Origin of the sequence: Terricaulis silvestris (assembly GCF_009792355.1) — a bacterium.
In the GTDB taxonomy this organism is placed as follows: domain Bacteria; phylum Pseudomonadota; class Alphaproteobacteria; order Caulobacterales; family Aquidulcibacteraceae; genus Vitreimonas; species Vitreimonas silvestris.
The window spans coordinates 2,495,342-2,522,033 of the sequence record NZ_CP047045.1 but is presented as its reverse complement, the minus strand read 5'-3'; the positions used below and the strand labels follow the sequence as shown (position 1 = coordinate 2,522,033).

The following is a 26,692-nucleotide window of genomic DNA, read 5'->3' as shown; positions in this document are numbered from 1 at the left end:
AAAAGGGGCGGGCGCCGTTACGCGTCCGCCCATGGCCAACAAAGCGCCCCGCTGCTTCCAGGACGTGATCCTGACGCTCCAGAACTACTGGGCCGAGCAGGGTTGCGCGATCCTGCAGCCGTACGACGAGCAAGTCGGCGCCGGCACGCTGCACCCCGCCACCACGCTCCGGGCGCTCGGCCCCAAACCGTGGCGCGCAGCGTACGTTCAACCGTCGCGACGTCCGAAGGATGGCCGCTACGGCGAGAACCCGAACCGGCTGCAGCACTATTACCAGTTCCAAGTGATCTTGAAGCCGAACCCGCCGGACCTGCAGCAGCTCTATCTCAACTCGCTCGAGCGCATCGGCATCGATCCGCTGCTGCACGACATCCGCTTCGTCGAAGACGATTGGGAAAACCCGACCGTCGGCGCCTGGGGCTTGGGTTGGGAAGTCTGGTGCGATGGTATGGAAGTGAGCCAGTACACCTACTTCCAACAAGTCGGCGGCCTAGACGTGCGCCCAGTCAGCGGCGAACTCACCTACGGGCTTGAGCGCCTGGCGATGTACGTCTTCAGCGTCGACAACGTGTTCGATCTCCCGTTCAACGATCCAGACTCGCCGTACCCCGTGAAGTATCGCGACGTCTTCCTCGAAAACGAAAAGCAACAATCGCGCTTCAATTTCGAGCTCAGCGAGCCCGAGCAGAATCTGCGCTGGTTCAACGACGCCGAATCCACGGCAAAGCGCCTGCTCGAAGCCGGCGCCGTGCTCCCGGCGTTCGACTACACACTGAAGGCCAGCCACCTGTTCAACTTGCTCGACGCGCGCGGCGTCGTGTCGCCCACAGAGCGACAAAGCTTCATCGCCCGCGTGCGCGATCTGGCGAAGGGATGCGCGCAACAATGGGCGGAGTCACAAACATGACGCCGCAAGACGAAACAAGCGCACCCCCGCCCCCTCGCGGGGCGGGGGCAGGGGGTGGGGGGCGTTCAAACGCTCAGCTGCCTGAAGCCAAGCACAGCAAACTCGGCCATGGCTGGTCGCCAGACCCAGACCCAGACGCAGTAACACGCCAAAAGGATCGGACGCGCACGAATCTTCGCGCGCAACGCTTGCGCAAGGAACTGACGCCCTCCGAAAAGGAGCTGCGCGATCTCCTTCGCAGCATCGAAGGCGCGCACTTCCGCAAGGAGGTCGCCGTCGATGACTATGTCTTCGACTTCGGCTGGTATTCCGCCCGCTTGCTCATCGAGATTGACGGCTCGATCCACGAGCAAGCCGACGTGCAGGAAAACGACAAAGCGAAAACGATTCACGCGATCGCCAACGGCTTCAGAGTTCTGCGCTTCCAGAACAACGACGTCTGGGACCGCCCCGCCTGGGTCGTGAACCAGGTGCGCGAGGCATTGAACAGCGGCGCGTCGGATCGCCCCCCACCCCTAACCCCGCCCCGCGAGGGGGCGGGGGACGAGTAGCGCATGCCCCAGCTCCTCATCGAACTCTTCAGCGAAGAAATTCCGGCGCGCATGCAAAAGCGCGCCGAGGAGGATCTGGCGCGCGCGCTGGGCGAAAAGCTCAAAGCCCACGGCCTCGAGCCGAAGGTGATCAACACGTTCTCGTCGCCGCGCCGCATCGGCGCGGTGATCGACGATCTGCCGGCTAAGGCAGCGGACATGAGCGAAGAAAAGAAAGGCCCGCGCGTCGGCGCGCCGGACGAGGCGGTGCAGGGCTTCCTGAAGAGCGCCGGCCTCAGCTCGATCGATCAGGCGCAAATCGTCGCCGACAAGAAAGGCGATTTCTACGTCGCGCGCATCGAACGCGCTGGGCGCGAGACCAGCGCCATCGCGCAGGAGATCATCCCGGAGATCATCCGCGCGTTTCCATGGCCGAAATCGATGCGCTCGCAATCTAGCGATCTGCAGTGGGTGCGCCCGCTGCACAACATTCTCTGCGTGTTCGATGGTAAGCCCGTGAAGATCGCGGTCGAAGGCGTGGGCAGCGAGCTGGTGACGTGGGGCCACCGCTTCCATGCGCCGGAGCCGATCGAAGTGCGCGACGCGGCGAGCCACGTGTCGAAGCTGCGCGGCGCGAAAGTGCTGATCGAGCGCGAAGAGCGCAAGCGCATCATCCTGGAGCAGGCGAAGAAGCTCTGCGCCGACAGAAAACTCGAACTGGTCGACGACATCGGCCTGCTGGAAGAAGTGGCGGGGCTGGTCGAGTGGCCGGTGACGCTGCTCGGCGACATGGACCCGTCGTTCCTCAATCTGCCCGGCGAAGTGATCCGGCTCTCGATGCGCACGCACCAGAAATATTTCGCCGTGCGCGATCCGAAGACGGGGCGTCTAGCGCCGCACTTCATCACGGTGGCGAACGTCGAAGCCAAGGACGGCGGCAAGGCCATCGCCGCCGGCAACGCGCGCGTGCTCTCGGCGCGCTTGAGCGATGCGCAATTCTTCTGGAAGGTCGACACCGCAACGCCGCTCTTCACCGATGAGCGCCGCGACAAGCTGAAGAAGATCGTCTTCCACCAAAAGCTCGGCAGCGTGTGGGACAAGGTCGAGCGCGTGAAAACGTTGGCGCAGGAACTCTGTGCCGTCACCGGCGCCGATCCGAAGCTGGTGCAGGACGCGGCCTATCTCTGCAAAATGGATCTGGTGACGGAGACCGTCGGCGAATTCCCCGAACTGCAAGGGCAGGTGGGGCGTCAGCTCTCTGTGCTGACGAAAGGCACGCACGACAGCGTCGCCGCCGCGATCGAGGATCACTACCGCCCGCTTGGGCCGAATGACCGCGTGCCGCGCGACAAAGTCGCTGTGACGCTCGCATTGGCGGACAAACTGGATACGTTGTCAGGCTTTTGGGCAATCGATGAAAGGCCTACGGGATCGAGCGATCCGTACGCCCTTCGACGTGCTGCGCTTGGCGTCGTTCGCATTCTGCTGGAGAATGGAGTGCGGCCCAAGTTTGGTGAGGTTCTCTCAACTGCGTTTGCCAAAGTTATGCCGCTCGCAGAGTTTCATGCCGCTCGCGAGCGCAGGAAGCTCGCCGAAGAGTTGCAGCAGGGAGGGGACGCCGAGGCCGCCGACGCGTTGCGAGAAAGAGCTGCACGGGATTTGTCGCTCGAAGCCGCGAAGAAGTTTGTGGAGGAGAATCGTGAGCGCGCCAGCGAGCTGTTCGGATCGTTGGTCGCCTTCCTAGCCGATCGCCTCAAAGTTCAGCTGCGCGAGCAAGGCAAGCGCCACGATCTCGTCGACGCGGTGTTCGCGCCAAATCCCGTGACGAAAGAAGTCGACGACGATCTCGTCCGCATCGTCGCGCGCGTCGAAGCGCTCGACGCGTTCCTGAAAACCGAAGACGGCGCGAACTTGCTCGCGGGCTACAAGCGCGCGGCGAACATTCTCGCGGCGGAAGAGAAGAAGGGCAAAGGCCTCAGCGACGCCGATCTCGCCGCCGGTCTCGACGCCAAGTTGCTCAAAGAACCGGCAGAGCAGGCGCTTTATGATGCGCTGGAAAAGGCGCTCCCCGCCGCGCGCGTGGCGGTTGAGAAAGAAGAGTTCGCCGCGGCGATGAAGGCGCTCAGCCAGCTTCGCGCGCCGGTCGATGCCTTCTTCGACAAGGTCCTCGTCAACGCCGACGACGCCATGTTGCGCCGCAATAGACTTTTGCTGCTCTCTCGGTTACGCGAAGCGCTGTCCGCCGTGGCGGATTTCTCGAAGATCGAGGGCTAATCCTCACCCGCTTGCGGGGGAGGTGCGAGCGAAGCGAGCGGAGGGGGAAAGTCCGTCAGCCGGGCGCACCGCCCCCTCAGTCATCACGCTTCGCGTGCTGACAGCTCCCCCGTGCACGGGGGAGCAAAGAGGATGCGGAATGGCGACCAAGCAATGGGTTTACGGGTTCGGCGGCGGCGAGAGCGCGGGCGATGCGTCGATGAAGACGCTGCTCGGCGGTAAGGGCGCGAACTTGGCCGAGATGGCGAAGCTCGATCTGCCGGTGCCGCCAGGCTTCACCATCACCACCGAAGTCTGCACCGAGTTCTACGAGAACAACCGCAACTATCCCGCTGACCTGAGCGGACAAGTCGATGCTGCGCTCGCGGCGCTTGAGAAGAAGGCCGGCAAGAAATTCGGCGACGCCTCCAATCCGCTACTGGTCTCCGTGCGCTCCGGTTCGCGCGCGTCGATGCCTGGCATGATGGATACGGTGCTGAACCTCGGGCTGAACGACGACACCGTCGAAGGCCTGGCCAAGCTCTCAGGCGATGCGCGCTTTGCCTACGATAGCTATCGCCGCTTCATCCAAATGTACTCGGACGTCGTGCTCGAACTGGAGCACGGCGTGTTCGAGGAAATCCTCGGCACGCATAAGGACACCAACGACTACAAGTCCGACGTCGAACTCACGGCGGATGACTGGAAGCAGGTCGTCTCCGAATACAAACGCGCCGTGCAGCGCGAACTCGGCAAGCCGTTCCCGAGCGATCCGAAAGAACAGCTTTGGGGCGCCGTCGGCGCCGTGTTCGCAAGCTGGATGAACGATCGCGCGATCTTCTACCGTAAGCACAACAACATCCCTGAAAGCTGGGGCACCGCCGTCAGCGTGCAGGCCATGGTGTTCGGCAATATGGGCGATACGTCCGCCACCGGCGTCGCCTTCACGCGCGATCCGAGCACGGGCGCGAAGAAGTTCTACGGCGAATTCCTCATCAACGCACAAGGCGAGGACGTCGTCGCCGGCATCCGCACGCCAAAGGCGCTGACCAAAGCGTCACGCCTCGAGATGAAAGAGGGCGGGGAGTCGCTCGAAGAAGCGATGCCGCACGTGTTCGCGGAACTCGTCGCCGTCTACCAGAAGCTGGAGTCGCACTATCGCGACATGCAGGACCTCGAGTTCACCGTCGAACGCGGCAAGCTCTACATGCTGCAAACGCGCAACGGCAAACGCACTGCGAAAGCCGCGCTGAAGATCGCCGTCGACATGGCGGCCGAAAAGCTCATCACGCAGGACGAAGCCGTGCTGCGCGTCGATGCCGCAGCGCTCGATCAGCTGCTGCACCCGACCATCGGCGCCGGCTACAAGCGCGACATTATCTGCAAAGGCTTGCCGGCTTCACCAGGCGCCGCCGTCGGCATCGTTGTGTTCGATTCAGATGAAGCCGAACGCCTCGCGGCCGACCGGCAGAAAGTCATCTTGGTCCGCGAAGAGACCAGCCCCGAAGACATTCACGGCATGCACGCCTCGCAAGCCATCGTCACCGCGCGCGGCGGCATGACCAGCCACGCTGCCGTTGTCGCGCGCGGCATGGGCCGGCCGTGCGTCTCCGGCGCGGGCGATATTCGCATCGACATGAAGCTCGGCGAATTTCGCGCCGCGGGCCGCGTCATCAAGAAAGGCGAGACCATCACCGTCGACGGCTCTTCCGGCGAAGTGTTGTTTGGCGCCGCCGACATGGTGCAGCCCGAACTCACAGGCGATTTCGGCACGCTGATGGAATGGGCCGACAAAGCGCGCCGCATGAAGGTGCGCGCCAACGCCGAAACGCCGGCGGACGCCGCCACCGCCGTAAAGTTCGGCGCCGAGGGCATCGGCCTCTGCCGCACCGAGCATATGTTCTTCGACGCCGAGCGCATCGCCGCCGTGCGCGAGATGATCTTGGCCGAGAAGCCGGCCGCGCGCGTCGCAGCGCTCGACAAGCTCTTCCCGCACCAGCGCAAGGACTTCCTCGAAATCTTCCAAGCTATGGGCGCGCGGCCGGTGACGATCCGTTTCCTCGATCCGCCTTTGCATGAGTTCTTGCCGCACACCGAAGAAGATTGCGAAGACGTGGCCAAGGCGACTGGTCTCGACGCGAAAGCGTTGCTCGCGCGCGCCAAGGAATTGGCTGAGAGCAATCCGATGCTCGGATTCCGCGGCTGCCGGCTCGCGATCGTATATCCGGAAATCTACGACATGCAGGCGCGCGCCGTGTTCGAAGCGGCGTGCGATGTCGCTGAAACGGGTGACGCGCCGATCCCGGAAATCATGATCCCGTTCGTGATCACGCGGAAAGAACTCGAAACCCTGCGCGCGCGCGTCGACGCGATCGCCGCCGAAGTGTTCGCTAAGCGTGGGCGCAGAATCGAGTACCTCGTCGGCACCATGATCGAACTGCCGCGCGCGGCATTGATGGCCGGCGACATCGCAGGCAGCGCCGACTTCTTCTCGTTCGGCACCAACGATCTCACCCAAACCACGATGGGCCTCTCGCGCGACGACGCCGGCAAATTCCTCGGCGCGTACGTCGACAAGGGCATGCTGGAGCGCGACCCGTTCGTGACCATCGACGTCGAAGGCGTGGGCGAGATGATCAAAATCGCCAGCGAGCGCGGCCGCAAAACGCGCGGCGATCTCAAGCTCGGCATCTGCGGCGAGCACGGCGGCGACCCGGCCTCGGTCACGTTCTGCGAAAGCGTCGGGCTCGACTACGTCTCGTGCTCGCCCTTCCGCGTCCCGATCGCGCGTCTCGCCGCAGCCCAAGCGGCGCTCGCCAAGCGCGGCTAACCGCCCGGTTCCCCGATTACACAATTCGGGTTCCCGCCGGAACTAAAGCCTAGCGTCGGCTCTTACCGCCTCGTCCGTTCGCTCGAAGGGTGCGTCAGACGCCCGCGAGGCATGCGGCTGGTAGGGGAACGGAGCGCCAGCTGGTCGACCAAGGGATGCGCCGTGGCGTTCGCTGAAGACTTAGAGCCGTCCCAAGCGGCTGCCCGGAGCGCTGCGCGCCGCGCCCGCCTTAACCACCTCATCGACCGCCAAGTCCGGCTCCGCGCCGTCTGCCAGGCCTCTCCGCAGGCCGAGGCGCCGTTACGGCAACAGGCTGCGACCGGCGCGGCCCCCCGCCGCACCCTTTCTCGCCTGTTAGGTGAACTGGCCCGTTCCTCGCAAAGGTTTGCCCCGATTGGGCTTTCCGCCTGTGGCCGAGGCGCCGCGCCTGGCAATGGAATTCAGCCAGGACACGGCGAAATCGAGACTATGAACAAAAAGTCAATCGCCCCCCAGGCGTCGGGCCTGTATCCCGCCCAAGGTCCACGTCAGGTTGTTCGTGGATCGAAACGACTGCGGTTGCTGCAAGATAATTGGGGCTCATCTGTCCCAAATCTGCACGCTCTTAAGCGGGGCTTAATGCATTTAACGTTGTTCTGGCGTCGACTGACTTATCTTGCGGGCGAGATTCGGACCCAAGTAATGGTTGAGATCGAACGGAACCCACTGGCCGTGCGCCAGGGCGCAGCGACGATCATGTGTCTTGCAGCCGCTGCGGTTGCGATGCCCGTGATTTCGCACCGCGCCGCCGAGCAGCGTGACGGCGCCGAATGGGCCGCCACGTCGACGGCTTTCCGCGCGGAGCTCGCACAGCAGATCGCCGAGCCGACCGCCGACGTTCAGCTGACCGCGTTCCGCACCTCTGATGGTTTACGCGCCCGCGGCACGGCGCCGATGTTCGAGAACCCCGACGCCCGCGCCATGATGCTGCAGGCGGTGCTGCGCGGCCCGAGCGCTTCGGTGGACCAAGTCGCACCAGCCGAGACGCAGATCGATGCCCGCCAGCAAAACTGTCTAGCGCAGGCGATCTACTACGAAGCCCGCGGCGAGACCCAACAGGGCCAGACCGCCGTCGCCGAAGTGATCATGAACCGCGCCCGCTCAGGCCACTACCCGGCCTCGATCTGCGGCGTCGTCTATCAGGGCTCGCACCGGTCGACCGGCTGCCAATTCACCTTCACCTGTGACGGCTCGCTAGGTCAGCGCCCACGTGGCCGCGCCTGGGACCGCGCTCAGCGCGTCGCGACCGCCGTCATGCTGGGCTACGCCCGGCCGATGACACAGGGCGCCACCCACTATCACACGACTGGCGTGAACCCGGTCTGGAACTCCGGCCTGGTCGAAACCACGCAGATCGGCGTCCACCTGTTCTATCGCTTCCCGAACCGCTCTGAGCGCGCCTACTACCAAGAAGCGCTGGCGCGTCGTCGTGGCTCAGGCGGTCACGCTCGCCACACTGAAGAGCTGATCCCGCAAGCCGACGCGGCCGCGCTGGAAACGGTGGAAGAAGTCGTTGCGGATCCGGAAGCGACCGAAGCCGCCACTGCGACGGATACGCCGGTGTCGACTGAACCGCCGGTCGCTGAAGGCGAAGTCGCGACCTAATCGTCGCCCATCATTGCTTTGATCTGCTTGCGCATCGCGTTCGGGAAGAACCGCGCCGCAAACCGCGCGCGCTCCGCTTCCTTGCCGACCATGTAGTGGATCTCGTTTCCGTGCGCTGCGTCCCACGCGCGCTCGGCCGCCATGCTGACGGGATAGATCGGCGTCTTGTTCTCAATCAGCTGATCGCGCATGCGCCGGTTCGTTCCTTCTTGGCCCGATTGGTGGCCATCGAGGATCGCGGTGTCGACGAACCACGGCATCAAACTCACCACGCGCACGCCGTAGCGCGAGTATTCAATATCGAGCGCCTCAGTGAGTCCGCGCACGCCGAATTTCGTCGCGCAATAAACAGCAAGCTTCGGTGCGCCAAACACGCCCGCAACCGAAGCGGTGTTGACGATGCGCGCGCCCGGCGTTTCGCGCAGCAACGGCAGCGCAGCAGTGGCGCCATTGATCACGCCTTTCAGATTCACATCGAGCACGAGATCGATGTCTTCCGGCGACATCTCCTCAAGCCATCCGCCTTTGCCAACGCCGGCATTATTGAACAGCACATGCATGCGCCGATTGGTGGCTTGGCCGAAGGTCTCGACAGCGCGCGCCCATCCCGCGCGATCGCGCACGTCGAACGTCATTGAGATGCGCTGGCCGTCCGGCAGCATCGCGGCTGTTTCTTCCAGACACTGTTGGTTCACGTCGGACAGACCAACGAACCAGCCGCGCTCGGAGAACAGCTTCGCGGTTGCGCGTCCGATGCCGGAACCGGCGCCGGTGATGAAGATCGTTTTCTGCTGTTCAGCCATGGCGTTTCGTCGGCCGTAACAGCGCTTTCGTCAAGCTTGGCGCAGCGTCCGGCGCATGGCGGCGGGCGGGGCGCCGTAGAGGCGCACGAACGCGCGGCGCATACGTTCGGGATCGCCGAACCCAGTTTTGCGCGAGATGTCCTGAATGCCGCCGCCGCGCGCCAACGCCGTGCGCGCCGCTTCCGCGCGCATGCGTTCGACCGCCTTCGCTGGCGTGACGCCGGTTTCAGCCGCATAGGCGCGGGCGAAGTTGCGCTCGCTCATCGCTGCTTTGCGCGCCAGGCGTTCGACGGAGAGATCGTCGCTCAAATGATCGCGCATCCAAGCGTTCAATTTGGCAAAGCGTGGCGCATCGAGATCGAGCAGGGCGGAGTGCTGCGCTTGGCCGCCAGGGCGCTTGGCGTACACTACCATCTCGCGTGCAACGTTCGACGCGACATCCGCGCCGAGATCGTCCGCGATCAAAGCAAGCGCCAGATCGATCCCGGCGCTGACGCCAGCGGAGGTCCAGACGTCGCCGTCGCGAACGTAGATACAATCGGGATCGACGCTGACATTGGGAAACATGCTCGCCAGCTGCGGCGCGCGCCGCCAATGCGTTGTCGCGCTTTTGCCGTCGAGCAAGCCAGCTTGCGCCAGGATGAAAGCGCCGGAACAGACGCTGGTGACGCGGCGCACACGCGGCGCCATACGCTTGAGCGAAGCGATGAGCGTCGCATCGCTTAGCGCGTCGCGCGTGCCGCCGCCGCCGGAGATGACGAGCGTATCGATGTTGCTTTGCCCCTTCAGTGGCTCTGTCTGCATTGCGACGCCGGAGGAGGACGGCGTCATGCCGGCCTTCGCCGCCGCGAGCTTCAGCCGATACGCCTTCGGCGCAAACTGCGCGGCAATTTCGAACGCCGACAGCGGCCCGGCGACGTCCAGGATTTGGAAGCCCGGAAACAGCACGAACAACACCGTGCGCGGCCTTGGCGGAAAACGAGGGGTCTTTGACATTTCCGCCAAAGCCTGCACCCACTAAGCTGGCGCTGTCAAACCGGAGTGCGCCCCATGCCCAAGCCTTTCCGCATCGTCTTCATCCTCTATCCGCGCATTACGCAGCTCGACTTCACCGGCCCGTATGAAGTGCTCGCGCGCGTGCCCGGCGCCGAGACGATCATCGCGTCGAAGGATGGCGGCACGCTGCCGACGGAGCTCGGCCTCACCTTCACCAACCTCGCCAAGCTCAGCGACATCGACCGGGCCGACCTGATCATGATCCCCGGCGGACCCGGCCAAACCGACGCCATGCTCGATCCCGATTTCATGGCGCAAGTGAAGCGCCTCGGCGAAAGCGCGCAGTACATCACGTCGGTCTGCACCGGCTCCCTCATTCTCGGCGCGGCGGGACTCATCAAAGGCAAGCGCGCCGGCAGCCACTGGGCCTACCGTGAACTGCTGACAAACTTCGGCGCGATCCCCGATGACGCGCGCGTGGTGCGCGATGGCAATGTCATCACCGGCGGCGGTGTGACGGCCGGGATCGATATCGCGCTCACCATCGTTGCCGATCTTGCGGGTGACGACGTCGCCAAGATGATCCAACTAGCGATCGAATACGCGCCCGCGCCGCCGTTTAATTGCGGTAGGCCTGAGGTGGCCGAAGAGAAGACTGTCGCCGCCGTGAAGCAAGTGTTCGCGGGCTTCGCCGAGCAACGCCGCAAAGCGATCGAAGGTCTGAAAGGAGCTGCTTGATGCTGGCGCTAAGGCCCAACTGCGAATGCTGCGACAAGGATCTACCGCCGGACGCCGACGCGCACATTTGCACCTTCGAGTGCACGTTCTGCCCATCGTGCGCGGAAGGCGTGCTGAAGGGCGTCTGCCCAAACTGCGGCGGAAACTTTCAGCCGCGGCCGATCCGGCCCTCGGCGAACCTGGTGAAGTATCCGGCGAGCACGGAGCGCGTGACGCGGAAGGAGCCGTGCGCTTAACGCTTCCCGGACGCATCCCCGGCGAAAGCCGGGGTGTGATCCGGGATCCAAGGATCGTTCAGGCGCGCCGCTGATCGCGCGTGCCGCAACGATGGATCCCGGCTCTTCGCCCCGCTTGCGCGGGGCCTTCGGCCGGGAAGCGGGGAGCTAGAGCACGTCCAACCCAATATCCAAGCTCGGCGCCGAATGTGTCAGCGCACCAACGCTGATCACGTCCACGCCGGTCTCCGCCACGGCGAACACGTTCTCGATCGTAATCCCACCGGACGCCTCCAGCAGCGTCTGCCCCTTCGCCAGCTTCACCGCGGCGCGCAAATCCGTCAGCGAAAAATTGTCCAGCAGGATCGCACTTGGCGCAAACGGCAGCGCTTGCTTCAGCTGATCCAGCGTATCCACCTCAATCTCAATCGCGGTGAGATGCGCCGCGTGCTTCAGGGCCTTCTCCATTGCCTGCGCCACGCCGCCAGCGGCCGCAATGTGGTTGTCCTTAATCAGCATCGCGTCGTTCAAGCCATAACGATGCGCCCCACCGCCGCCCAACCGCACCGCGCGCTTCTCCAGCGCACGCAGGCCTGGCGTCGTCTTCCGCGTCGACGCGATAATCACACCCATGCCGTTGACGGCCTCGACGTACATGTGCGTCAGCGTCGCGATGCCGGAGAGGCGGCCGATGAAGTTCAGCATTGTGCGTTCAGCCATCAGCACCGAACGCGCGGCGCCTTCGATCTCCAGGATCACGTCGCCAGCTTTCACCAACGCGCCATCTTGCGCGGCGACGGCGTACTCAATGTCCGGGTCGATCATCCAGCCGGCATAAGTTGCCACATCCAGGCCGGCGACCACGCCATCCTCGCGCGCACGCACGGCCCAGCGGCCGTCGGCGTTCGGATCGATGATGGCGTCCGTCGTCACGTCACCCGCCGCGCCGAGATCCTCGGCGAGCGCCAGCTTCACGATCGGTTCGAGCACGACATCAGGCAGCGGCGGGAGCGAGAGCCGTTCCTGCGATGAAGGTGCGTTGCGGCGGAAGGCCATTGGGGTAGTCGCTCCTGAAGTGAGCGCCGCGGCTTTCAGTGCGGGCGAGCGCGGCGGTGAGTATGAGGTGCGCGGCGACGAGGGCGTTGGCGCGTCCATGAGCATCGCAGAGCGCAGCAACGCGGTCGAGCGCATGCGCGAGACCGGCGTGTTCGCGGACGACGCTCGCGTTGGCGTCCATAAGCTGGCGAAGTTCTGCGCGAGGCGAGTCAGGTAGGGTTGGGGGCGCGGCGGCGGGTTGCGGCGCGAGGTAAGATTGAGGTGCGTCATCGCGCAATCTGGCTGCGATTCGGTGCGCGAAGACTACAGCTTCTAATAATGAGTTAGACGCCAGCCTGTTAGCACCGTGCGCGCCGGTGGACGCACACTCGCCGACGGCCGAAAGCCCGGCGAGGGAACTTCTGCCCCAGACGTCAGTGGCGATGCCGCCCATGTGATAATGCGCCGCCGGCGCGATCGGGATCGGCTGCAAGCGCGGATCGATGCCCGCGCTCATGCACGCCGCGAACACAGTCGGGAAGTGCGTCGGAAATTTCGAGCCGACCGCTTCGCGTGCATCGAGAAACGCGCCGCGGCCGGCTTGGCGCTCGATGTGGATAGCGCGGGCGACGACATCGCGCGCGGCGAGATCGGGGACGAACGCTTCGCCCTTGCCGTTGACGATATGCGCGCCTTCGCCGCGCAGCGCCTCGGTCGCCAGCGGCGCCGGATCGCGGCCGATGTCGATCGCGGTCGGGTGGAATTGCACGAACTCCGCATCAGCAATCAACGCACCCGAGCGCGCGGCCATGGCAAAGCCCTGGCCCATCGCTTCGATCGGATTGGTGGTGACCGCGTAAAGCCCGCCCACGCCGCCGGTGGCGAGGATGGTCTCATCAGCAACGAACGTCGCGCCATCATCGCACAACACACCGCGTACGCGGCCGTTGCCGTCTTGCAGCAGCGCACGTGCACGCGCGTTTTCAATCACCTCGATATGTGGCGCCGCGCGCGTAGCGGCGATCAGCGCATCCATGATCGCTTTGCCGGCAAGGTCGCCCGACACACGCACCACGCGCGGACGCGAGTGCGCCGCTTCCAGACTCTGCGCCAGCGCGCCGTCCGGCGTGCGATCGAACGGCACGCCGAGTGCCACCAGATCGACCACGCGGGCAGGGCCTTCGTTAGCGATCAGCGCAGCGATCGCCGGATCGACGAGCCCCGCACCCGCATTCACCGTGTCGTCCGCATGCAACGCCGGATTGTCACCAGGCGCCAGCGCCGCCGCGAGCCCCCCCTGCGCCCATGCGGAGGAGGAAGCTTGGCCCAGCGGCGCCTGGCTCAGCACCGTGACGCGCCGTGGCGCGAGCTTAAGCGCGAGGAACAGCCCGGCGAGGCCAGCGCCAACAATGAGGGCGCGCTCGCTCACGTTCCCCTTCTCCCTTGCGGAGAAGGGGCTAGGGGATGAGGGGCGTGCAATTGATCTGGCGGCGAGGCGGTTGAGCACCCCTCACCCCGCCACGGCGCAGCGACCCTCTCCGCAAGGGAGAGGGTGGGCCATTGTGCTACCGCAGCCGCGTAAACGTCACTTGCGGACTCGAGCCCGACGTCAGCGCGCCAACTAATTCGTCCGCGCTCGTTCCGGCCTGCAGCAAGAAATTGTCCGGCTCGTAGCCCTCGACTGCTTCGCTCAACTGACACGTCAGCGTCAGCTGACCATCCGTGTTCTCGCCCGTGCAGTTCTGCCGTGCCGTCAGCAACTGCGACGCGCTGGTCTCGCGTTGCACGATCAGCTCGTTGGCGATGAGTCGCACGTCGTAGCGATTGGGCGCGGTCGCCGTGAACGTCGCGGCGCCGCTCATGATGACGCCGAACTGCTCGTTGCCATAGGAATTGGTCTGAAACGCCCACGTGCCGGAGAGGTCCGTCGTGTCCTGTGCGTTCGCCGGCGCCGCGAGCATCGCCGCCGCTATCACCGCACCCGTCATAAATGCACGCATCATCCGTCCTCTGTCCGCGACTTTCGCGGGCGGTGGTGGGCGGCGAGTGGGGCGGCAATTTGGCGAACGCGGCCGGTTAGACCAATTCCACCGCAACAGGCGCGCGGCCCGTCGCAAAGGCGCGCGGTTTCTCCTTGGGCAGGTCCAACATGCGCTGGATCGCCTGCTTGGCGCGGACGCGGATGTCCTCGGGGATCACCACCTCATGCTGCATGTTGGCGAGCGCGTCGTAGATGCCTTCGAGCGTGATCCGCTTCATGTGCGGGCAGAGATTGCACGGACGGATGAAGTCGACGTCCGGCGCCGTCGCCGCAACGTTGTCGCTCATCGAGCACTCGGTCAGCAACACCACTTTGCCCGGGCGCTTCTCTTCGACGTAGTGCTGCAACGCCGCCGTCGAGCCCGCAAAGTCAGCGGCCGCCATCACGTCCGGCGGGCATTCCGGGTGCGCCAGTACGACAACGCCCGGATGTGCGGCGCGCAGTTCGGTGATGTCTTCGGCCGTGAAGCGCTCGTGCACTTCGCAGCGGCCGTGCCACGAGATGATCTTGATGCCGGTCTGCGTCGCGACGTTCTTAGCCAAGAACTCATCCGGCAGCAGGATGACGCGATCGGTATTCCACTCGCGCGCCGCCCATTCCACAACGGCGGCGGCGTTCGACGACGTGCAGCACACATCGCTCTCGGCCTTCACGTCAGCCGACGTGTTCACGTACGTAACCACCGGCACGCCAGGAAAGCGCTCCTTGATCAAGCGCACATCCGCGCCCGTGATTGACGCCGCGAGCGAGCAACCCGCGCGCATGTCCGGGATCAGCACCGTCTTCTCCGGCGCCAAAATCTTCGACGTCTCGGCCATGAAGTGGACGCCAGCTTGCACGATCACCTTCGCGTCGGTCTCAGCCGCTTCGCGTGCGAGCTGGAGCGAGTCACCGCGGAAGTCGCCGACGCAGTGGAAGATCTCCGAGGTCATGTAATTGTGCGCGAGGATGACGGCGCCCTTGGCGGCCTTCATCTCATTGATCGCCGCGATCAGCGGCGCGTACGCCGGCCACTCCACGGCGGGAATGACGTGCTTCACCTTCTCGTAGAGGTGGTCGGTCTTAGCCCGAACTTCGGGTGTGTACGCCAAGCCCCGGCGTGCGGCGGCGTCGAGCGCGCCCCAAGTCCCGTGCACGGCGCGGGGGTCGCAGCCACTTTCCGAGGCGGTGAGAAGGGCGTCGATAATCCGGGCCATGGGCGGCCTCCTTGCGCCGGGAAGGCGGCTTATACTCGTTCGGAGCATATATAGGGCGTAGAAAATGGCCGGGAAAGAGCCCGACCCCACCCTTATGCTTCAAGTGAGCATAACCCCTGAAAGTTACCCCCAACAGAATCGTCACGCAAGCAAAACCCGACCGAACGGCCGCCGCTGTTCCAAGCTGCGGGGCGGCAAGGGGCGCGGTAAGAACGGCGACCAGACAAGGGGAGACGCCGCATGCGCCGTGCTTTGCTGCTCGTGTGTACGGGACTGGCCATCGCCGGCTGCGCCAGCACGTCCGAAACAACGACGCGCCCGCCGACCGGCGTCACCGAACCGAGCCAGCCCGCAGTCGAGTTCGCGCTGCAGCCCGCGCGCTTTGGCGACGTGCCCGGATGGGCAAGCGCCGATCTCTCACCAGCGCTCACCGCATTCCGTCGCGCCTGCGATGGCCGCCGCCAACGCGATCCAACCGCAGCGTTACCAGGCGGCGGGCGCTACGGCGGCACGGTCGCCGATTGGGCGCCGGCGTGCACAGCGGCGCAAAGCGTAACGCCCGGCGGTGAGCGCGCCTTCTTCGAAGCGAACTTCCAACCGTACCAAGTGCGCGGCGAAGGCGAGGCGCGCATCACCGCCTACTACGAGCCAATCATCGAAGCGCGCCGCTTTCCCGATCCGGTGTACTCCGCGCCGCTGCTGACGAAGCCGAGTGACATGGTCACAGTCGACATCGCCGCGTTTGCTGAAGCCTACGACAACGAAGCGCTACGCGGCGCGCCGCGTGCGCTCACAGGTCAGATCAATGGCACGCAAGTGCGTCCTTATCCGAAGCGTGGGGAGTTGACGCCATACCAAGGCCAAGCCTTCGCGTATGCGCACCCGGTCGATGTCTACAATCTGCAGATCCAAGGTTCGGGGCGCTTGTCGTTTCCGGACGGGACGCAAGCGCGCGCGGCGTTCGCATCGCAGAACGGCTATCGCTGGCGCTCCGCGCTCGGCGCGTTGCGCGACAGCGGCCGTCTGCAAGGCGGCGCAACGTGGCAGAACTTCCGCGCCTGGAGCGATCAAAACGGCGCCGCCGCGACACAAGAAGCGCTCAGCGCCGATCCATCCTACGTCTTCTTCCAAGAAGAGCAGATCACCGACTACGCGGCAGGCCCACGCGGCGCCGCAGGCGTGCCGCTGACGCCCATGGGTTCGATCGCGGTCGATCCCGCGTATCACCCCTACGGCGCCGTCGTGTTTGTCGCCGGCGAATACCAGGGCCAAGTGTTTCAGCGTTTGCTGGTGGCGCAGGATACCGGCGGCGCGATCCGGCGCGGGCCGTTGCGCGGCGATGTTTTCTGGGGTTCGGGACCGGAAGCAGGCCGCGCCGCTGAAGGCATGAACGCACCAGCGCGTTGGTGGACGCTACTGCCACGCGGCATTCCGATCTCGTAGTCGTTCAGCTACGATTCATCACCCGCGACGCTAACTGGCGTGGGGGCTGCGAACGAGGTTTGGGCGGTGGTTCGCAATCTATCTGTTTTGCTCGCTGCAACGGCGCTTGCCGGCTGCATCACGCCTGAGGCCGAATACGGCTATCGCGCGCCCGTGCAATATGGCGCAGCGACCGCGCCACCGCCTGGCCCCAACATTTACGACACCACGCCGCATGCCGCCGTGCACAGCGAACTCTTCGCGTGCCGCAACCGCGGCCAGAACATCGGCGAAATCGGCTATCGCGGCGAAACGATGCTCTACACGCCGTACATCGATACGCCAGCTGGCGCGCTCTTGCGCGTGCCGGTTGAAGTAGGCTGTCTCTCATCCGGCTTCGGCTGGCGTGGTTCACTTGAGGGCGGGCGCGCGCATAACGGGCTCGATCTCGCCAATCCCGAAGGCGGCTTCATCTACGCAGCTGGCGACGGCCGCGTCGAGTACGCCGATTATCGCGGCGGTTTCGGCAACACGGTGATCATTGATCACGGTCGCGGCGTACGCACGCTCTACGCCCACATGAGCGAGATCGACACCAATCTGCGCCCAGGCGATCACATCGCCAGCGGCACGCCAATGGGCCGCATGGGGATGACCGGCAACGCCACCGGCGTGCACCTGCACTACGAAGTATACATCGGCGGCATGCTGGTCGACCCACTGCACTACGGCCGCCCGCCGACTTATGTGTCGGCGCCGGCGCCGGAAGATGCGGCCTTGCCTGAGATTTCGCCAGAAGACGCAGACTACTGAACGTCGGGCACGCGCGTAGTTTGGCCGTAGATGACGCGCCATTCGCCGTCGCGCAGCGCCCAGATGTCGATGTAGCGGATCGTGGTGCTGAAGCTTTCGCCACCCATGACGCCCGAGAGCGTGACGGTGCCGCCGAGCGCTGCGCCGTCGGTCCAAACGTGCTCGATTGGCTCGACGACGGTGATCGGTGAAGGGTCAAAGCCATCGGCGGTCCAAAAGGCGATTAGGCCTGCTTTGGTGTCGCGCGAGCCGTCGCTGCCGACGAGCTGATAGTCGTCGGCGATGAGACGCTCCAACGTCGCGGCGTCGCCGTCGATCTGGGCTTCCTCGTAGGCGGCCGCCGCTGCGGCGAGCGCTTCCGACATTTCGCCGGATGGTGTGACAGCAGGTGCGGGCGCCTGCTGCGTGCAAGCCGCGAGCGCGGCGATGACGATGAGTGCGGCGAAGCGCATGTGAATCCCCCGAGTGAAGCGCGGAGATTGGCGCAAGGCGTCGCGCGCGCGAAGGCACAAGCGCGTGATTATTCGCCGCGCGGCGCCGGTACGTGGACGCCGCCGACGGGGCGTTCGTTCAGAGTTTCGCGGCGGGCGCGAAAGAGTTCGGCGGGCCGCCCACCGGCGCTGGTGTCGAACTCGCGCGTGCCTTCGACCAGGCCGGTGCGATCGAGCAAGCGGCGGAAGTTCTGCTTATGCAGTTCGAGGCCGGCAATGGATTCCACCAGCCGCTGCAGGTGCAGCAGCGTGAAGCGCTCCGGCGCCAGCTCGAACACGACGGGGCGGTATTTGATCTTGGCGCGCAAACGCCCGATCGCCGTGGAGAGGATGCGGCGGTGGTCGGACGCCATCGGCTCGCCCAACCCCGGCGCTGCAGTGATGGAAGGCGCAGGCTTTCCGTCGAACCGTGCGCGATCGCGCGCGGCTTCGGGCGCGAGGTTGGCTTCGTAGAGCAATTCATAGCGATCGAGCGCGCGTTCTTCGTTCCACACGGCGCCGTCGAGCGCAAACGCAAGCCGTACTCGGGAGCGGCGTTGCGCGATGGTGTCAGCGTCGCGACCCGCCTGCGCCCAGGCTCTGAGTTTTGGCGCGATGACGTCGTCGATGATGCGCGGTCGGCCGTCGCGCCAATCTTCCCAGGGAAAAAACTCGTACCAAGAGCGCCACCGCGCCCCGACGCGCTCAAGCACCGCGCGTGATGGCGTCAGCGCCAAATAGGAGATCGAGATGACGCGATCCGGACTGCCGCCAATGTCGGCGAGCGGCGTTTCGCGCCCGCGATCACCGAACGTGTAGAGCTGTTCGGCATAGCCAATGTCGAAGCTGGTTTGCTCCTTCACCCAACCGCGCAGCGAAAGTTCTAGCGTGCGGTCGCCCGCCGGATCGAACTGGCCGAACGGCAAGCCCGGCGTGTCGCCATCGGCTTCGCGCGTCACAACGACGAACGGACCGTCCTCCGTCACCGCCACGATGGCGGCCGAAAGCCCGATGACGATGCGCGCGGCGCTGGTCATAGCGAACCCCCGCCCCCTTGCGGGGCGGGGGCAGGGGGTGGGGGGCGTTCAGTCGTGCAAATGCTTGCAGGCAGCGGCGCGACTGAGCGCCCCCCCTCCGACCGCTTCGCGGCCACCTCCCCCGCAAGGGGGGAGGTTTGTAACGCGATGCGCGTCACGTTGTTCTCCGCACGTTGAGCATGAACGGATTGGCTTCCCCAACTTCGTACCACGGCGGCCCGCGCCCGATGCTTTCGATCGCGCGCGTCATTCGGCCACCACGTCCCAGCGCAGCGTCCGCAAGCGCGATGAAGCGGCGGTTGGGACTAGCAGTTGAAGATGCGGCGCGGAGCGCCAGCGCAATCTCTTCTTCATCCTGATCTGGATTGTGTGCGCACGCGGTGATGTAGGCCGTCGCCGTCGAGCGTGAGATGCCGGCGTAGCAATGGATCAGGATCGGATCGCTCCGCTCCCAGCCGCCAACGAAATCCAGGATCGCGCTCATGCGCTTGTCGCAAAGCGCGTCCATGCCTTCGCTCTCGGCTTCGATGTCGTGGATCTCGAGGCGCAGGTGGCGGTCGAAGCCATAGCCATCGAGGATCGGAAACCGCGAGCCCGGATCGAGCAGGCTCACGACGCGTGCGGGCTTTCGGTCTCGCGCGATCTCGGAAGCGCGCGACAGGGGGCAAACGATGATGTCCATGTGGGCCGGAGTTTACGCCGGATCGATCAGCGACCGGAAGCGCTTCAGGAAAGCTTCTTGCACGTCCGAGACCGGCGCAGGCTTGATTTTGAGCGCCATCCCCCGAGGCGGGGCCCCGAAAAAGCGCTTGGCCTCGGCCTCGGAGAAGCCGGCCAGCTGCACCGCTTCGAAATACGCGCAGATAATGTCGGCGCGCTTGATGACGGCCTTGATCGCGGCGGGCGGGTGCGCGGGCAGGCCGAAGCGGAGATGGATCGCGGATTCCAGCTTCAGCTCGAACTCCTTGTAGTCCAGCCCCAGCGCCGCCTTGAACGGACTGATCATGTCGCCGATCACATACTCCGGCGCATCGTGCAGCAGCGCCAGCAGCCGGCGCTTCTTGTCCCAACCGGGCGCGAGCTTGCGGCAGATCTCCTCCACGATCATCGAGTGCTGTGCGACGGAGAAGGCGTGCGCGCCAACGGTCTGCCCGTTCCAGCGCGCGACGCGGGAGAGGCCGTGCGCGATGTCCTCGATCTCGATGTCGAGCGGCGAGGGATCGAGCAAATCGAGCCGCCGCCCCGACAGCATGCGCTGCCAGGCGCGCGGCGCCTCGGGACGTGAGCCAATCTTGGTGCGCGGTGTCGCCATATGACTCGGAATGTAGGGGCTCGTGCTCGGCGCGCTAAGCGCATTCGCCGTTTACGAGCCGATACAAACGCTAGAGCGGCGCCGCGCCCGCGGCCTGGTCACGCGCGTAATCCTGTTCGGCGAGCCGCTTCATGTGGTTCAGCACACGGAAATGGATGTTGCGGGTGATGTCGGCGGTCCACCAATCGAAATAGGGCGCCGGGCGCACGAAGAGGCGATACCAGCTTGTCGCTGTGATTGTGGTGGTGCCGTTGGCATTCGGCGTGAGGCGGATTTGGCCGCGATCGAACTGGAAGTGGCCGATGACCTCGGGATGGTTGGGCTGACGCGTGACGTCGAACGTCATGACTTGGTTCGGGACCAGTTCGGTGATGCGCTCCTCGAACACGATGCCGTCGCTGAAGCGGCAGAGTCGCGTGCCGCCGACTTCCGGCGTTTCCGCCACCGATTGGATCGGGCGCGGCAGACCGACGTTCCAGAGCCAGTATTCTGACGGTGTCTCGTTCTCCGGATACTGCACCACGTAGCGCCACACATATTCCGGCGGTGCGTTGATCGTGACGGAATCCGCCACCGATCCCGAATAATCAGGCTTCGGCCCACTCGCTTCGGCGAACACGGCGAGCGCGATGAGCGGAATGAGGCTCACCTGCAGCGAGCGCTTCGGCGTTGCGCGCACGATGACGCGGCCGAGAAAAGCGCCCGCCGCGACCATCACAAAGATCAGCGGCGACAGAATAATCAGGCAGATAACGCCTTCTCGCAGCAAGACAAACGCAGCCACGAGTTCGATCCCCGTGAGGATGACGATGAGGATGGCGGTCTCGCCGAAATCGTGCTTGCCCCGCCCGATCGCCAGCCCCATCGCCAAGCCCTGAACCAGCGGAAACAGCAGCACCAAGCCGGTGGTGAAGCCCGATGCGGACGTGAAGCTCGGCGCCGCGTTACCGCTGGCTGCCGACATCAGCCAGCGCATGCCGTAAGGCCCGAGCACGAACAGGATGCCGGCCGCCAGCCCGATCGCAATGACGATCGCCTTGCGCTGCGGGTTTAGCGATGCAGTTGGCTCACGTTGCTCAGTCGACGCCATGGCTCACCCCCAGTGACGGCGTGAGATTAGCTGGACTCTTGAATTGGTCTGCAAGCCACGCTGTCGCTGCGACAAGTCGTGCGCAAATGGTTCAGAGGAGGAAGTCGTCCGCGTGCCAATCGTAGGTCCGCTCAGGACCGCCAAGGAGCGCGGCGTCGAGGTCCGGCAGCATCACGTACTCGTTCGCATCGCGCGGCCCGGGCGGCAGGTAGAAGGAGAGCGAGAAATCCTCAAACGATGGTTGCTGCGGCTGCGCGATGGCGCTCTCAAGTGCCGCGCCAGTATAGACGAAGGCGTCGTCCGCTGGGGCGCTCAAGAAGACTTGCTGGGCGTAAACGCTTTCTGCGGCTGCGGCCGCATGCGCGGCGGTGACAGCAAGAGCCGCCTGCAGCGAAAGCTGCAGCCACAAATCACCCAAGATCGAGCGCCGACGCGCCATGACCTTCTCCCACCTGCGCACGCTGCACCCGCGGCGGCGCAGCGTAAAGCAGAGGCACTGAAAGGTGGCCAAGAAGTTAGGGGGTTTGCTGAAGGTCCGAGCGATAGCGTCGGCTGCCGGCGATCAAGCGGCCATCTGTAAGCACGATTTCAACATCGCCGCTTGGCGTTGGTTTGATCGCGCCGATGGCGGTGCGGTTCACCAACCGGGAGCGATGCACACGGACAAATCCCCGTGCGGCAAGGCGCGCTTCCCACGACGCCAACGTGCCGCGCACAAGATGTGCGCGACCGGCGGTGTGAAACTCGATGTAGTTGCCAGCGGCCTCAACCAAGAGAATGTCGTGGGGGTTGAGGAAAACGGCGCCGCCGCCGTCGCGAATTTCGATCCGCTGATCGCCGGCGGTAGACCGCGCGGCATCCGCCGCCGCCGCGCGCCGTGCTTCGATGTACTGGAATATCCAATAAAACGACGCGATGGCCGCGTAGCTCAAGACGTCCTTGCGCCACTCGTAAACCAGCACCAGCCCGACGCCGTCGTCGAAGAAGCCATAGCGGCCGCCCAGAATCGCGTAGATCGCGTTCCGGATTAGGAAGATCCCGACGATGTGGATCGCCGAAAACGGGATGGTCAGCCCCAGATGGATCAGCGCCGGCCGGACTAGGCTGTCGCGCGTGAACGACCAGCGTTGCACAGCCCATCCGATCGCGGGCGCCATGGCGACGATGGCGACTGCGCTCGAAAGCTCCCAGACGAACGGCTCCCACCAGTCGAAGTCCGAGCCGTCGCGGCTCATGTCGAGATAGTCGGAGGTCGCGTTCACCGCGACGACGACCAAGGTAACCAGCGTCACCGCAAGCCACGGGCTCGGTCGCCAGCGGGATTTGCCCGCCCCGCCGCTCGTCCCGCCATCGTCGCCGCTCGTCACCAGAGGCTCCCCACTCGTCCCAGCCAGCCGCCGGACGCGGCTTCAGCCTAGCGGGCGGCGCCGGCGCGCGAAAGAAGCGGTCGCCGAACTGGAGAGACGCACGCATGACCGACCGCCGTTACGACATGGACTGGATCCGCATCGCCGCCTTCGTGATGCTGATCCTCTACCATTGCGGCATGTTCTACGTGACCTGGGACTGGCACGTGAAGTCGAGCCGGGCCAGCGACGCGATCGAGCCGTTGATGCTGCTCACCAACCCCTGGCGCCTCACGCTGCTCTTCCTCGTTTCTGGCGCGGCGACCCGGTTCATGGCCGACAAGATGAGCGTCGGGCAATTCACCTGGGCGCGGATGGGCCGGCTCTGGCCGCCGCTGCTCTTGGCCATGTTCGTGATCGTGCCGCCGCAGACTTATTACGAGATCGTCGAAGTGGTGCAGGCGCTGCCGGCGGATGTCGCCGCTCAGTACGCCGGGGCGGTGGACAATTTCTGGGTCCGCTACGCCACTGGTTCCGGCAATTGGTGCGGTCCAGACGGCTGCCTCACCACGCCGACCTACAACCATATGTGGTTCGTCGCCTACCTCATCCTCTACACGCTGGCATTGGTGCTGTTGCTGCCGCTGCTGCGGCGCGCGCCGAAAGGCGTAGCATGGCTCATCGCGGGGCCGGGGCTGCTCATCACGCCATGGCTCTTCCTGTTCGCAACCCGCGCGATACTTTACACGATCTACGGCGAAACCCACGACTTCCGCGCCGATCCCTACGCGCACACCGCATACTTTGCGGCGTTCCTGTTCGGCTTCGCGATTGCGAAGTACGAGCCGTTCTTCGCGCGTTGCTTGAAGTGGCGTTTGCCAGCGCTGATCGCAGCGATCGTGACATGGCTGGTGCTGATTGCCGTCAACGCGCAATATCCGGGTGAGGCGACGCCGCCGGACTGGATGTACGTCCTCGTCCGCGGTGTGCGCGAGATGCTGGCATGGACCGCGATCATCGCCACCGTTGGTTACGCGCACCGCTATCTGCGCAACGCCGACGGCCCGATCCGCCAGACGCTGACGCAAGCGATCTTCCCGTTCTACCTGATCCACCAGACCATCATCGTTGTCGCCGGCCACTATCTGGATGAGTTGCGGCTGCCGATCGCTTTGGAAGGCGCGCTGCTCGTCTGCATCACTGCGCTTGGCTGCTGGCTTTTCTTCGATCTGGGGCGCCGGGTTCCCGTACTGCGCGTATGGATCGGCTTGCCCTCGAAGCAAAAAGAAATCCGTGCTAAAAACATCGACATCGTAGCTGGGGAGGCCACATGATGCCTCTGGCGGACAGAAACGTCCGCCGCTGGAGCGAGCGATGTTCTTCTGGTTCCTCGTCGCGGTCGGAATTGTGGTGGGCCTAACTTTGGTCGGCGCCTTCATCGCGCGCGGCGACAGCGGTTGGCACGATGATGGGCCGATGGGCCCTTGGGCGGACCACTAAGCGTCCGGTTTCAGTCGGCTTTCGCTTGCCTCGCGTCGGTTGAGGCGCCTTACATGACGCCAACGCATGGATACTCCGATGCAAATTCGCCGCGCGGTCCCGCGCGACGCCGACGCTATCGCCAAACTCGCGGCTGACGCGGCCGCCGAGGAAGGCGCGGTCTCGGGCTTGGAAGCTGATCGGATCAAGGCCCATGCTTTTGGTTCGACCGCGCTGTTCGAAGCCTGGGTGGCGCAAGAACGGAACAATGCGCCCATCATCGCGCACGCCATCATCACCAAGAGCTACGACATGCGCCGCGCCGCACCCACCGTGGTGCTGTGCGAACTCTACGTCGCGCCGTCGCACCGCCGTGGCGGGCTGGCGCGCAAGATGATGTCCGCCGTGGCGCGCCGGGCGAGTGAACTTGGCGCGCGAGAACTCGCCATCACGACGGGCGTCGAAAACGAGGTGGCGCAGAAATTCTTCGCCGCTGTCGGCGCGCGTCCGCGCCAGGCGGCCGTGTTCATGATGTCGGCGGACGGCATCGAGTGGCTCGCTGCGGAAGGTTTGTGACCGGGGGAACGCGCGCCGTCAGAGCGCGCGCTGGCAGTAAAGGGAGAGACAATGCTCGCGAAACCGCTTCTGAGGATGGCAGCATCCTGGATCGCCATTGCCGCGTTCGCGGCGTGCGCCACAACGACAACGCCAGGCGCGACAGGAAGCGCGCCAAGCGACGGCCCCGCCACCGCCGAAGCGGCGCAACAATATGTCGAAGCGGCCGAGGCGGAATTGCTGCGGCGCTCGGAGTACGAGGGCCGCGTCGCGTGGGTTTATAATACCAATATCAATTACGACACCGAATGGCTGCTCCAGCGCACCGACGCGGAGGGCACCGAAGCGCGCGTGCGTCTGGCCAGCGGCGCGGCGCGCTTCGCCGACACCGAAATGCCCGCGGATACCCGCCGCAAGATCGATCTGCTTCGCCTGGCCCTGACGCTGCCCGCGCCGCAGCGCGAAGGCGCTGCAAGCCAGCTCTCGGAAATCACCACGCGCCTGGCTTCGACCTATTCGACTGGCCGCATCGATTACCAAGGCCGCCAAGTCACACTCGACGAACTCGAAACCCTGATGGGCACAGAGCGCAACCCAGCGCGGCTCGAAGAGATGTGGACCGAGTGGCACGCCGTTGCGGCGCCCATGCGCCAGGACTATGCGCGCATGGTCGAGATCGCCAACGAAGGCGCACGTGATCTGGGCTTCGAAGACGTCGGCCAGATGTGGCTCTCGAACTACGACATGCCGGCTGCCGACATGGAGCGCGAGGTCGAGCGCCTATGGGGCCAGCTGCAGCCGTTCTACGAACAGCTGCATTGCTACACCCGGGCACGACTCAACCAGACCTACGGCGATACAGTTGTGCCGCTGGATCAACCGATCCGCGCCGACCTTCTCGGCAATATGTGGGCGCAGGATTGGTCCACGTTGATGCCCCTCGTGCGCCCGCAAGGCGGACGCGCGACCTACGATACCACGCAGCTGCTAACCCGCGCGCGCTACACGCCGGTGTCGATGACGGAAACGGCCGAGCGGTTCTACACCTCGCTCGGCATGGCGGAGTTGCCGGACACGTTCTGGGAACGCTCGCTGCTGACGCGCCCGCGCGATCGAGATGTTGTCTGCCACGCCTCAGCCTGGGACATCGACAACGTCGAAGATCTCCGCGTGAAGCAATGCATCCAGATCAACGCCGAGCACTTCCAGACCATCCACCACGAACTCGGCCACAATTTCTACCAGCGCGCCTACAATCAGCAGCCGTTCCTCTATCGCAACGGCGCCAATGACGGCTTCCACGAAGCCATCGGCGATTTCATCGCGCTAAACATCACGCCGCAGTATCTGGTCGATATTAACCTGCTGCGTGAAAACCAAATCCCGCCGGCGTCCGCCGACAACAGCTTGCTCATGGAGCGGGCGCTTGAGAAAATCTCGTTCCTGCCGTTCGCGCTCACCGTCGATCAGTGGCGCTGGCAAGTGTTCGACGGCCGCATCACCCCGGATCGCTACAACGCGGCCTGGTGGGAGTTACGCGAACGCTATCAAGGCATCCGTCCGCCGAACGCGCGCGACGAAACCATGTTCGATCCGGGCGCCAAGTATCACATCGCCAACAACGTCCCGTACCTGCGCTACTTCCTCTCTTTCGTGCTGCAGTTTCAATTCTACGAAGCGGCCTGCCAGCAAGCCGGTTGGGAAGGCCCACTGCATCGCTGCACGGTGTACGGCAACCGCGAAGTCGGCGAGCGTTTCAACCGCATGATGGAAATGGGCGCCTCGCGTCCGTGGCCGGATGCACTGGAAGCCTTCACCGGCACGCGCCAAATGGATGGCGGCGCCATGAGCCGCTATTTCGCGCCGCTGATGACATACATGCAGGAGCAAAACCGCGGCCGGACCTGCGGTTGGTGAGTTGAGCTTCCGGCGCCGGGATCGCAGCACGAATTCCCGGCGCCGGTTCGCCCCAAGATCGGG

At 64.8% G+C, this 26,692-nt stretch carries 26 protein-coding genes; 13 read left to right on the top strand and 13 right to left on the bottom strand.

The window, feature by feature from the left end; translation table 11 throughout:
* Positions 1 to 31: 31 nt before the first annotated feature.
* The 5 genes from DSM104635_RS12940 to DSM104635_RS12920 all read left to right on the top strand — a co-directional run bounded on the left by DSM104635_RS12940 (position 32) and on the right by DSM104635_RS12920 (position 8,164).
* The gene (locus DSM104635_RS12940; RefSeq protein ID WP_158766600.1) at positions 32 to 907 is read left to right on the top strand and encodes a glycine--tRNA ligase subunit alpha; all 876 of its coding nucleotides are present in this window, start codon (positions 32 to 34) and stop codon (positions 905 to 907) included.
* Entirely contained in the window at positions 874 to 1,458 is a 585-nt protein-coding gene (locus DSM104635_RS12935; protein WP_323368314.1) for an endonuclease domain-containing protein, read from the top strand. Before DSM104635_RS12940 ends, DSM104635_RS12935 begins: the two co-directional genes overlap by 34 nt.
* A gap of 3 nt (positions 1,459 to 1,461) precedes the next feature.
* Positions 1,462 to 3,711, top strand: coding sequence for a glycine--tRNA ligase subunit beta (glyS, locus tag DSM104635_RS19930; protein WP_158766598.1), 2,250 nt, complete (start codon positions 1,462 to 1,464; stop codon positions 3,709 to 3,711).
* 139 nt (positions 3,712 to 3,850) lie between these two features.
* Positions 3,851 to 6,520, top strand: a complete 2,670-nt coding sequence (gene ppdK / locus DSM104635_RS12925) for a pyruvate, phosphate dikinase (protein ID WP_228445684.1) — start codon at positions 3,851 to 3,853, stop codon at positions 6,518 to 6,520.
* 681 nt (positions 6,521 to 7,201) lie between these two features.
* Complete coding sequence (locus tag DSM104635_RS12920; RefSeq protein WP_228445683.1) at positions 7,202 to 8,164, top strand: cell wall hydrolase; 963 nt, start codon at positions 7,202 to 7,204, stop codon at positions 8,162 to 8,164.
* On the opposite strand, the gene DSM104635_RS12915 is transcribed toward DSM104635_RS12920, so the two are convergent.
* Positions 8,161 to 8,967, bottom strand: a complete 807-nt coding sequence (locus DSM104635_RS12915; protein WP_158766596.1) for an SDR family oxidoreductase — start codon at positions 8,965 to 8,967, stop codon at positions 8,161 to 8,163. The genes DSM104635_RS12920 and DSM104635_RS12915 overlap by 4 nt on opposite strands.
* 30 nt (positions 8,968 to 8,997) lie before the next feature.
* Positions 8,998 to 9,963, bottom strand: a complete 966-nt coding sequence (locus tag DSM104635_RS12910; protein WP_158766595.1) for a GlxA family transcriptional regulator — start codon at positions 9,961 to 9,963, stop codon at positions 8,998 to 9,000.
* Positions 9,964 to 10,017: 54 nt separating this feature from the next.
* On the opposite strand from DSM104635_RS12910, the gene DSM104635_RS12905 reads away from it, so the two are divergent.
* Complete coding sequence (locus tag DSM104635_RS12905) at positions 10,018 to 10,701, top strand: DJ-1/PfpI family protein (protein ID WP_158766594.1); 684 nt, start codon at positions 10,018 to 10,020, stop codon at positions 10,699 to 10,701.
* Entirely contained in the window at positions 10,701 to 10,937 is a 237-nt protein-coding gene (locus DSM104635_RS12900; RefSeq protein WP_158766593.1) for a DUF1272 domain-containing protein, read from the top strand. The genes DSM104635_RS12905 and DSM104635_RS12900 overlap by 1 nt, the downstream gene beginning before the upstream one ends.
* Before the next feature lie 147 nt (positions 10,938 to 11,084).
* Here the strand turns inward: DSM104635_RS12900 and nadC are convergent, their stop codons facing one another.
* The 4 genes from nadC to nadA form a co-directional block, all read right to left on the bottom strand.
* Entirely contained in the window at positions 11,085 to 11,972 is an 888-nt protein-coding gene (nadC, locus tag DSM104635_RS12895; RefSeq protein WP_158766592.1) for a carboxylating nicotinate-nucleotide diphosphorylase, read from the bottom strand.
* On the bottom strand, positions 11,911 to 13,380 hold the full coding sequence (locus DSM104635_RS12890; protein ID WP_158766591.1) for an L-aspartate oxidase: 1,470 nt from the start codon (positions 13,378 to 13,380) through the stop codon (positions 11,911 to 11,913). The genes nadC and DSM104635_RS12890 overlap by 62 nt, the downstream gene beginning before the upstream one ends.
* A gap of 136 nt (positions 13,381 to 13,516) precedes the next feature.
* Positions 13,517 to 13,954 (bottom strand): hypothetical protein, encoded by a 438-nt coding sequence (locus DSM104635_RS12885; protein WP_158766590.1) that lies wholly within the window; start codon positions 13,952 to 13,954, stop codon positions 13,517 to 13,519.
* 73 nt (positions 13,955 to 14,027) lie between these two features.
* Positions 14,028 to 15,188 carry a quinolinate synthase NadA gene (gene nadA, locus DSM104635_RS12880; RefSeq protein ID WP_158766589.1) on the bottom strand — a complete coding sequence of 387 codons (1,161 nt, stop codon included), beginning with the start codon at positions 15,186 to 15,188 and terminating at the stop codon, positions 14,028 to 14,030.
* A 240-nt stretch (positions 15,189 to 15,428) separates the two neighbouring features.
* On the opposite strand from nadA, the gene mltA reads away from it, so the two are divergent.
* Both mltA and DSM104635_RS12870 read left to right on the top strand, forming a co-directional pair.
* Positions 15,429 to 16,631 (top strand): murein transglycosylase A, encoded by a 1,203-nt coding sequence (gene mltA, locus DSM104635_RS12875; protein WP_158766588.1) that lies wholly within the window; start codon positions 15,429 to 15,431, stop codon positions 16,629 to 16,631.
* A gap of 66 nt (positions 16,632 to 16,697) precedes the next feature.
* A complete protein-coding gene (locus tag DSM104635_RS12870; RefSeq protein WP_158766587.1) occupies positions 16,698 to 17,423 on the top strand; it encodes a M23 family metallopeptidase in 726 nt (241 codons plus the stop codon).
* Here DSM104635_RS12870 and DSM104635_RS12865 read toward each other — a convergent pair.
* From DSM104635_RS12865 to DSM104635_RS12835, 7 genes are all read right to left on the bottom strand, one after another.
* Positions 17,417 to 17,875, bottom strand: coding sequence for a nuclear transport factor 2 family protein (locus tag DSM104635_RS12865; protein WP_158766586.1), 459 nt, complete (start codon positions 17,873 to 17,875; stop codon positions 17,417 to 17,419). The genes DSM104635_RS12870 and DSM104635_RS12865 overlap by 7 nt on opposite strands.
* A 68-nt stretch (positions 17,876 to 17,943) precedes the next feature.
* Positions 17,944 to 18,930 (bottom strand): NUDIX hydrolase, encoded by a 987-nt coding sequence (locus DSM104635_RS12860; protein ID WP_158766585.1) that lies wholly within the window; start codon positions 18,928 to 18,930, stop codon positions 17,944 to 17,946.
* A 154-nt stretch (positions 18,931 to 19,084) separates the two neighbouring features.
* The gene (locus tag DSM104635_RS12855) at positions 19,085 to 19,612 is read right to left on the bottom strand and encodes a tyrosine phosphatase family protein (RefSeq protein ID WP_187448151.1); all 528 of its coding nucleotides are present in this window, start codon (positions 19,610 to 19,612) and stop codon (positions 19,085 to 19,087) included.
* A 12-nt stretch (positions 19,613 to 19,624) separates the two neighbouring features.
* Complete coding sequence (locus DSM104635_RS12850) at positions 19,625 to 20,242, bottom strand: YfbR-like 5'-deoxynucleotidase (protein ID WP_158766584.1); 618 nt, start codon at positions 20,240 to 20,242, stop codon at positions 19,625 to 19,627.
* 70 nt (positions 20,243 to 20,312) lie between these two features.
* Positions 20,313 to 21,332 carry an SRPBCC family protein gene (locus DSM104635_RS12845; RefSeq protein ID WP_158766583.1) on the bottom strand — a complete coding sequence of 340 codons (1,020 nt, stop codon included), beginning with the start codon at positions 21,330 to 21,332 and terminating at the stop codon, positions 20,313 to 20,315.
* 91 nt (positions 21,333 to 21,423) lie between these two features.
* Positions 21,424 to 21,771: a hypothetical protein gene (locus DSM104635_RS12840; protein WP_158766582.1), complete on the bottom strand. Its 348-nt coding sequence runs from the start codon at positions 21,769 to 21,771 to the stop codon at positions 21,424 to 21,426.
* A 76-nt stretch (positions 21,772 to 21,847) separates the two neighbouring features.
* Entirely contained in the window at positions 21,848 to 22,699 is an 852-nt protein-coding gene (locus DSM104635_RS12835) for a LytTR family DNA-binding domain-containing protein (protein WP_158766581.1), read from the bottom strand.
* 104 nt (positions 22,700 to 22,803) lie between these two features.
* Between DSM104635_RS12835 and DSM104635_RS12830 the strand changes: the two genes are divergently transcribed.
* From DSM104635_RS12830 to DSM104635_RS12820, 4 genes are all read left to right on the top strand, one after another.
* A complete protein-coding gene (locus DSM104635_RS12830; protein WP_158766580.1) occupies positions 22,804 to 24,012 on the top strand; it encodes an acyltransferase family protein in 1,209 nt (402 codons plus the stop codon).
* Between the two features lie 40 nt (positions 24,013 to 24,052).
* Positions 24,053 to 24,178, top strand: coding sequence for a hypothetical protein (locus DSM104635_RS20030; protein WP_267129028.1), 126 nt, complete (start codon positions 24,053 to 24,055; stop codon positions 24,176 to 24,178).
* Positions 24,179 to 24,256: 78 nt separating this feature from the next.
* Positions 24,257 to 24,733: a GNAT family N-acetyltransferase gene (locus DSM104635_RS12825; protein WP_158766579.1), complete on the top strand. Its 477-nt coding sequence runs from the start codon at positions 24,257 to 24,259 to the stop codon at positions 24,731 to 24,733.
* A 51-nt stretch (positions 24,734 to 24,784) separates the two neighbouring features.
* Entirely contained in the window at positions 24,785 to 26,629 is a 1,845-nt protein-coding gene (locus DSM104635_RS12820) for a M2 family metallopeptidase (RefSeq protein WP_158766578.1), read from the top strand.
* The last annotated feature ends 63 nt before the right edge of the window (positions 26,630 to 26,692 follow it).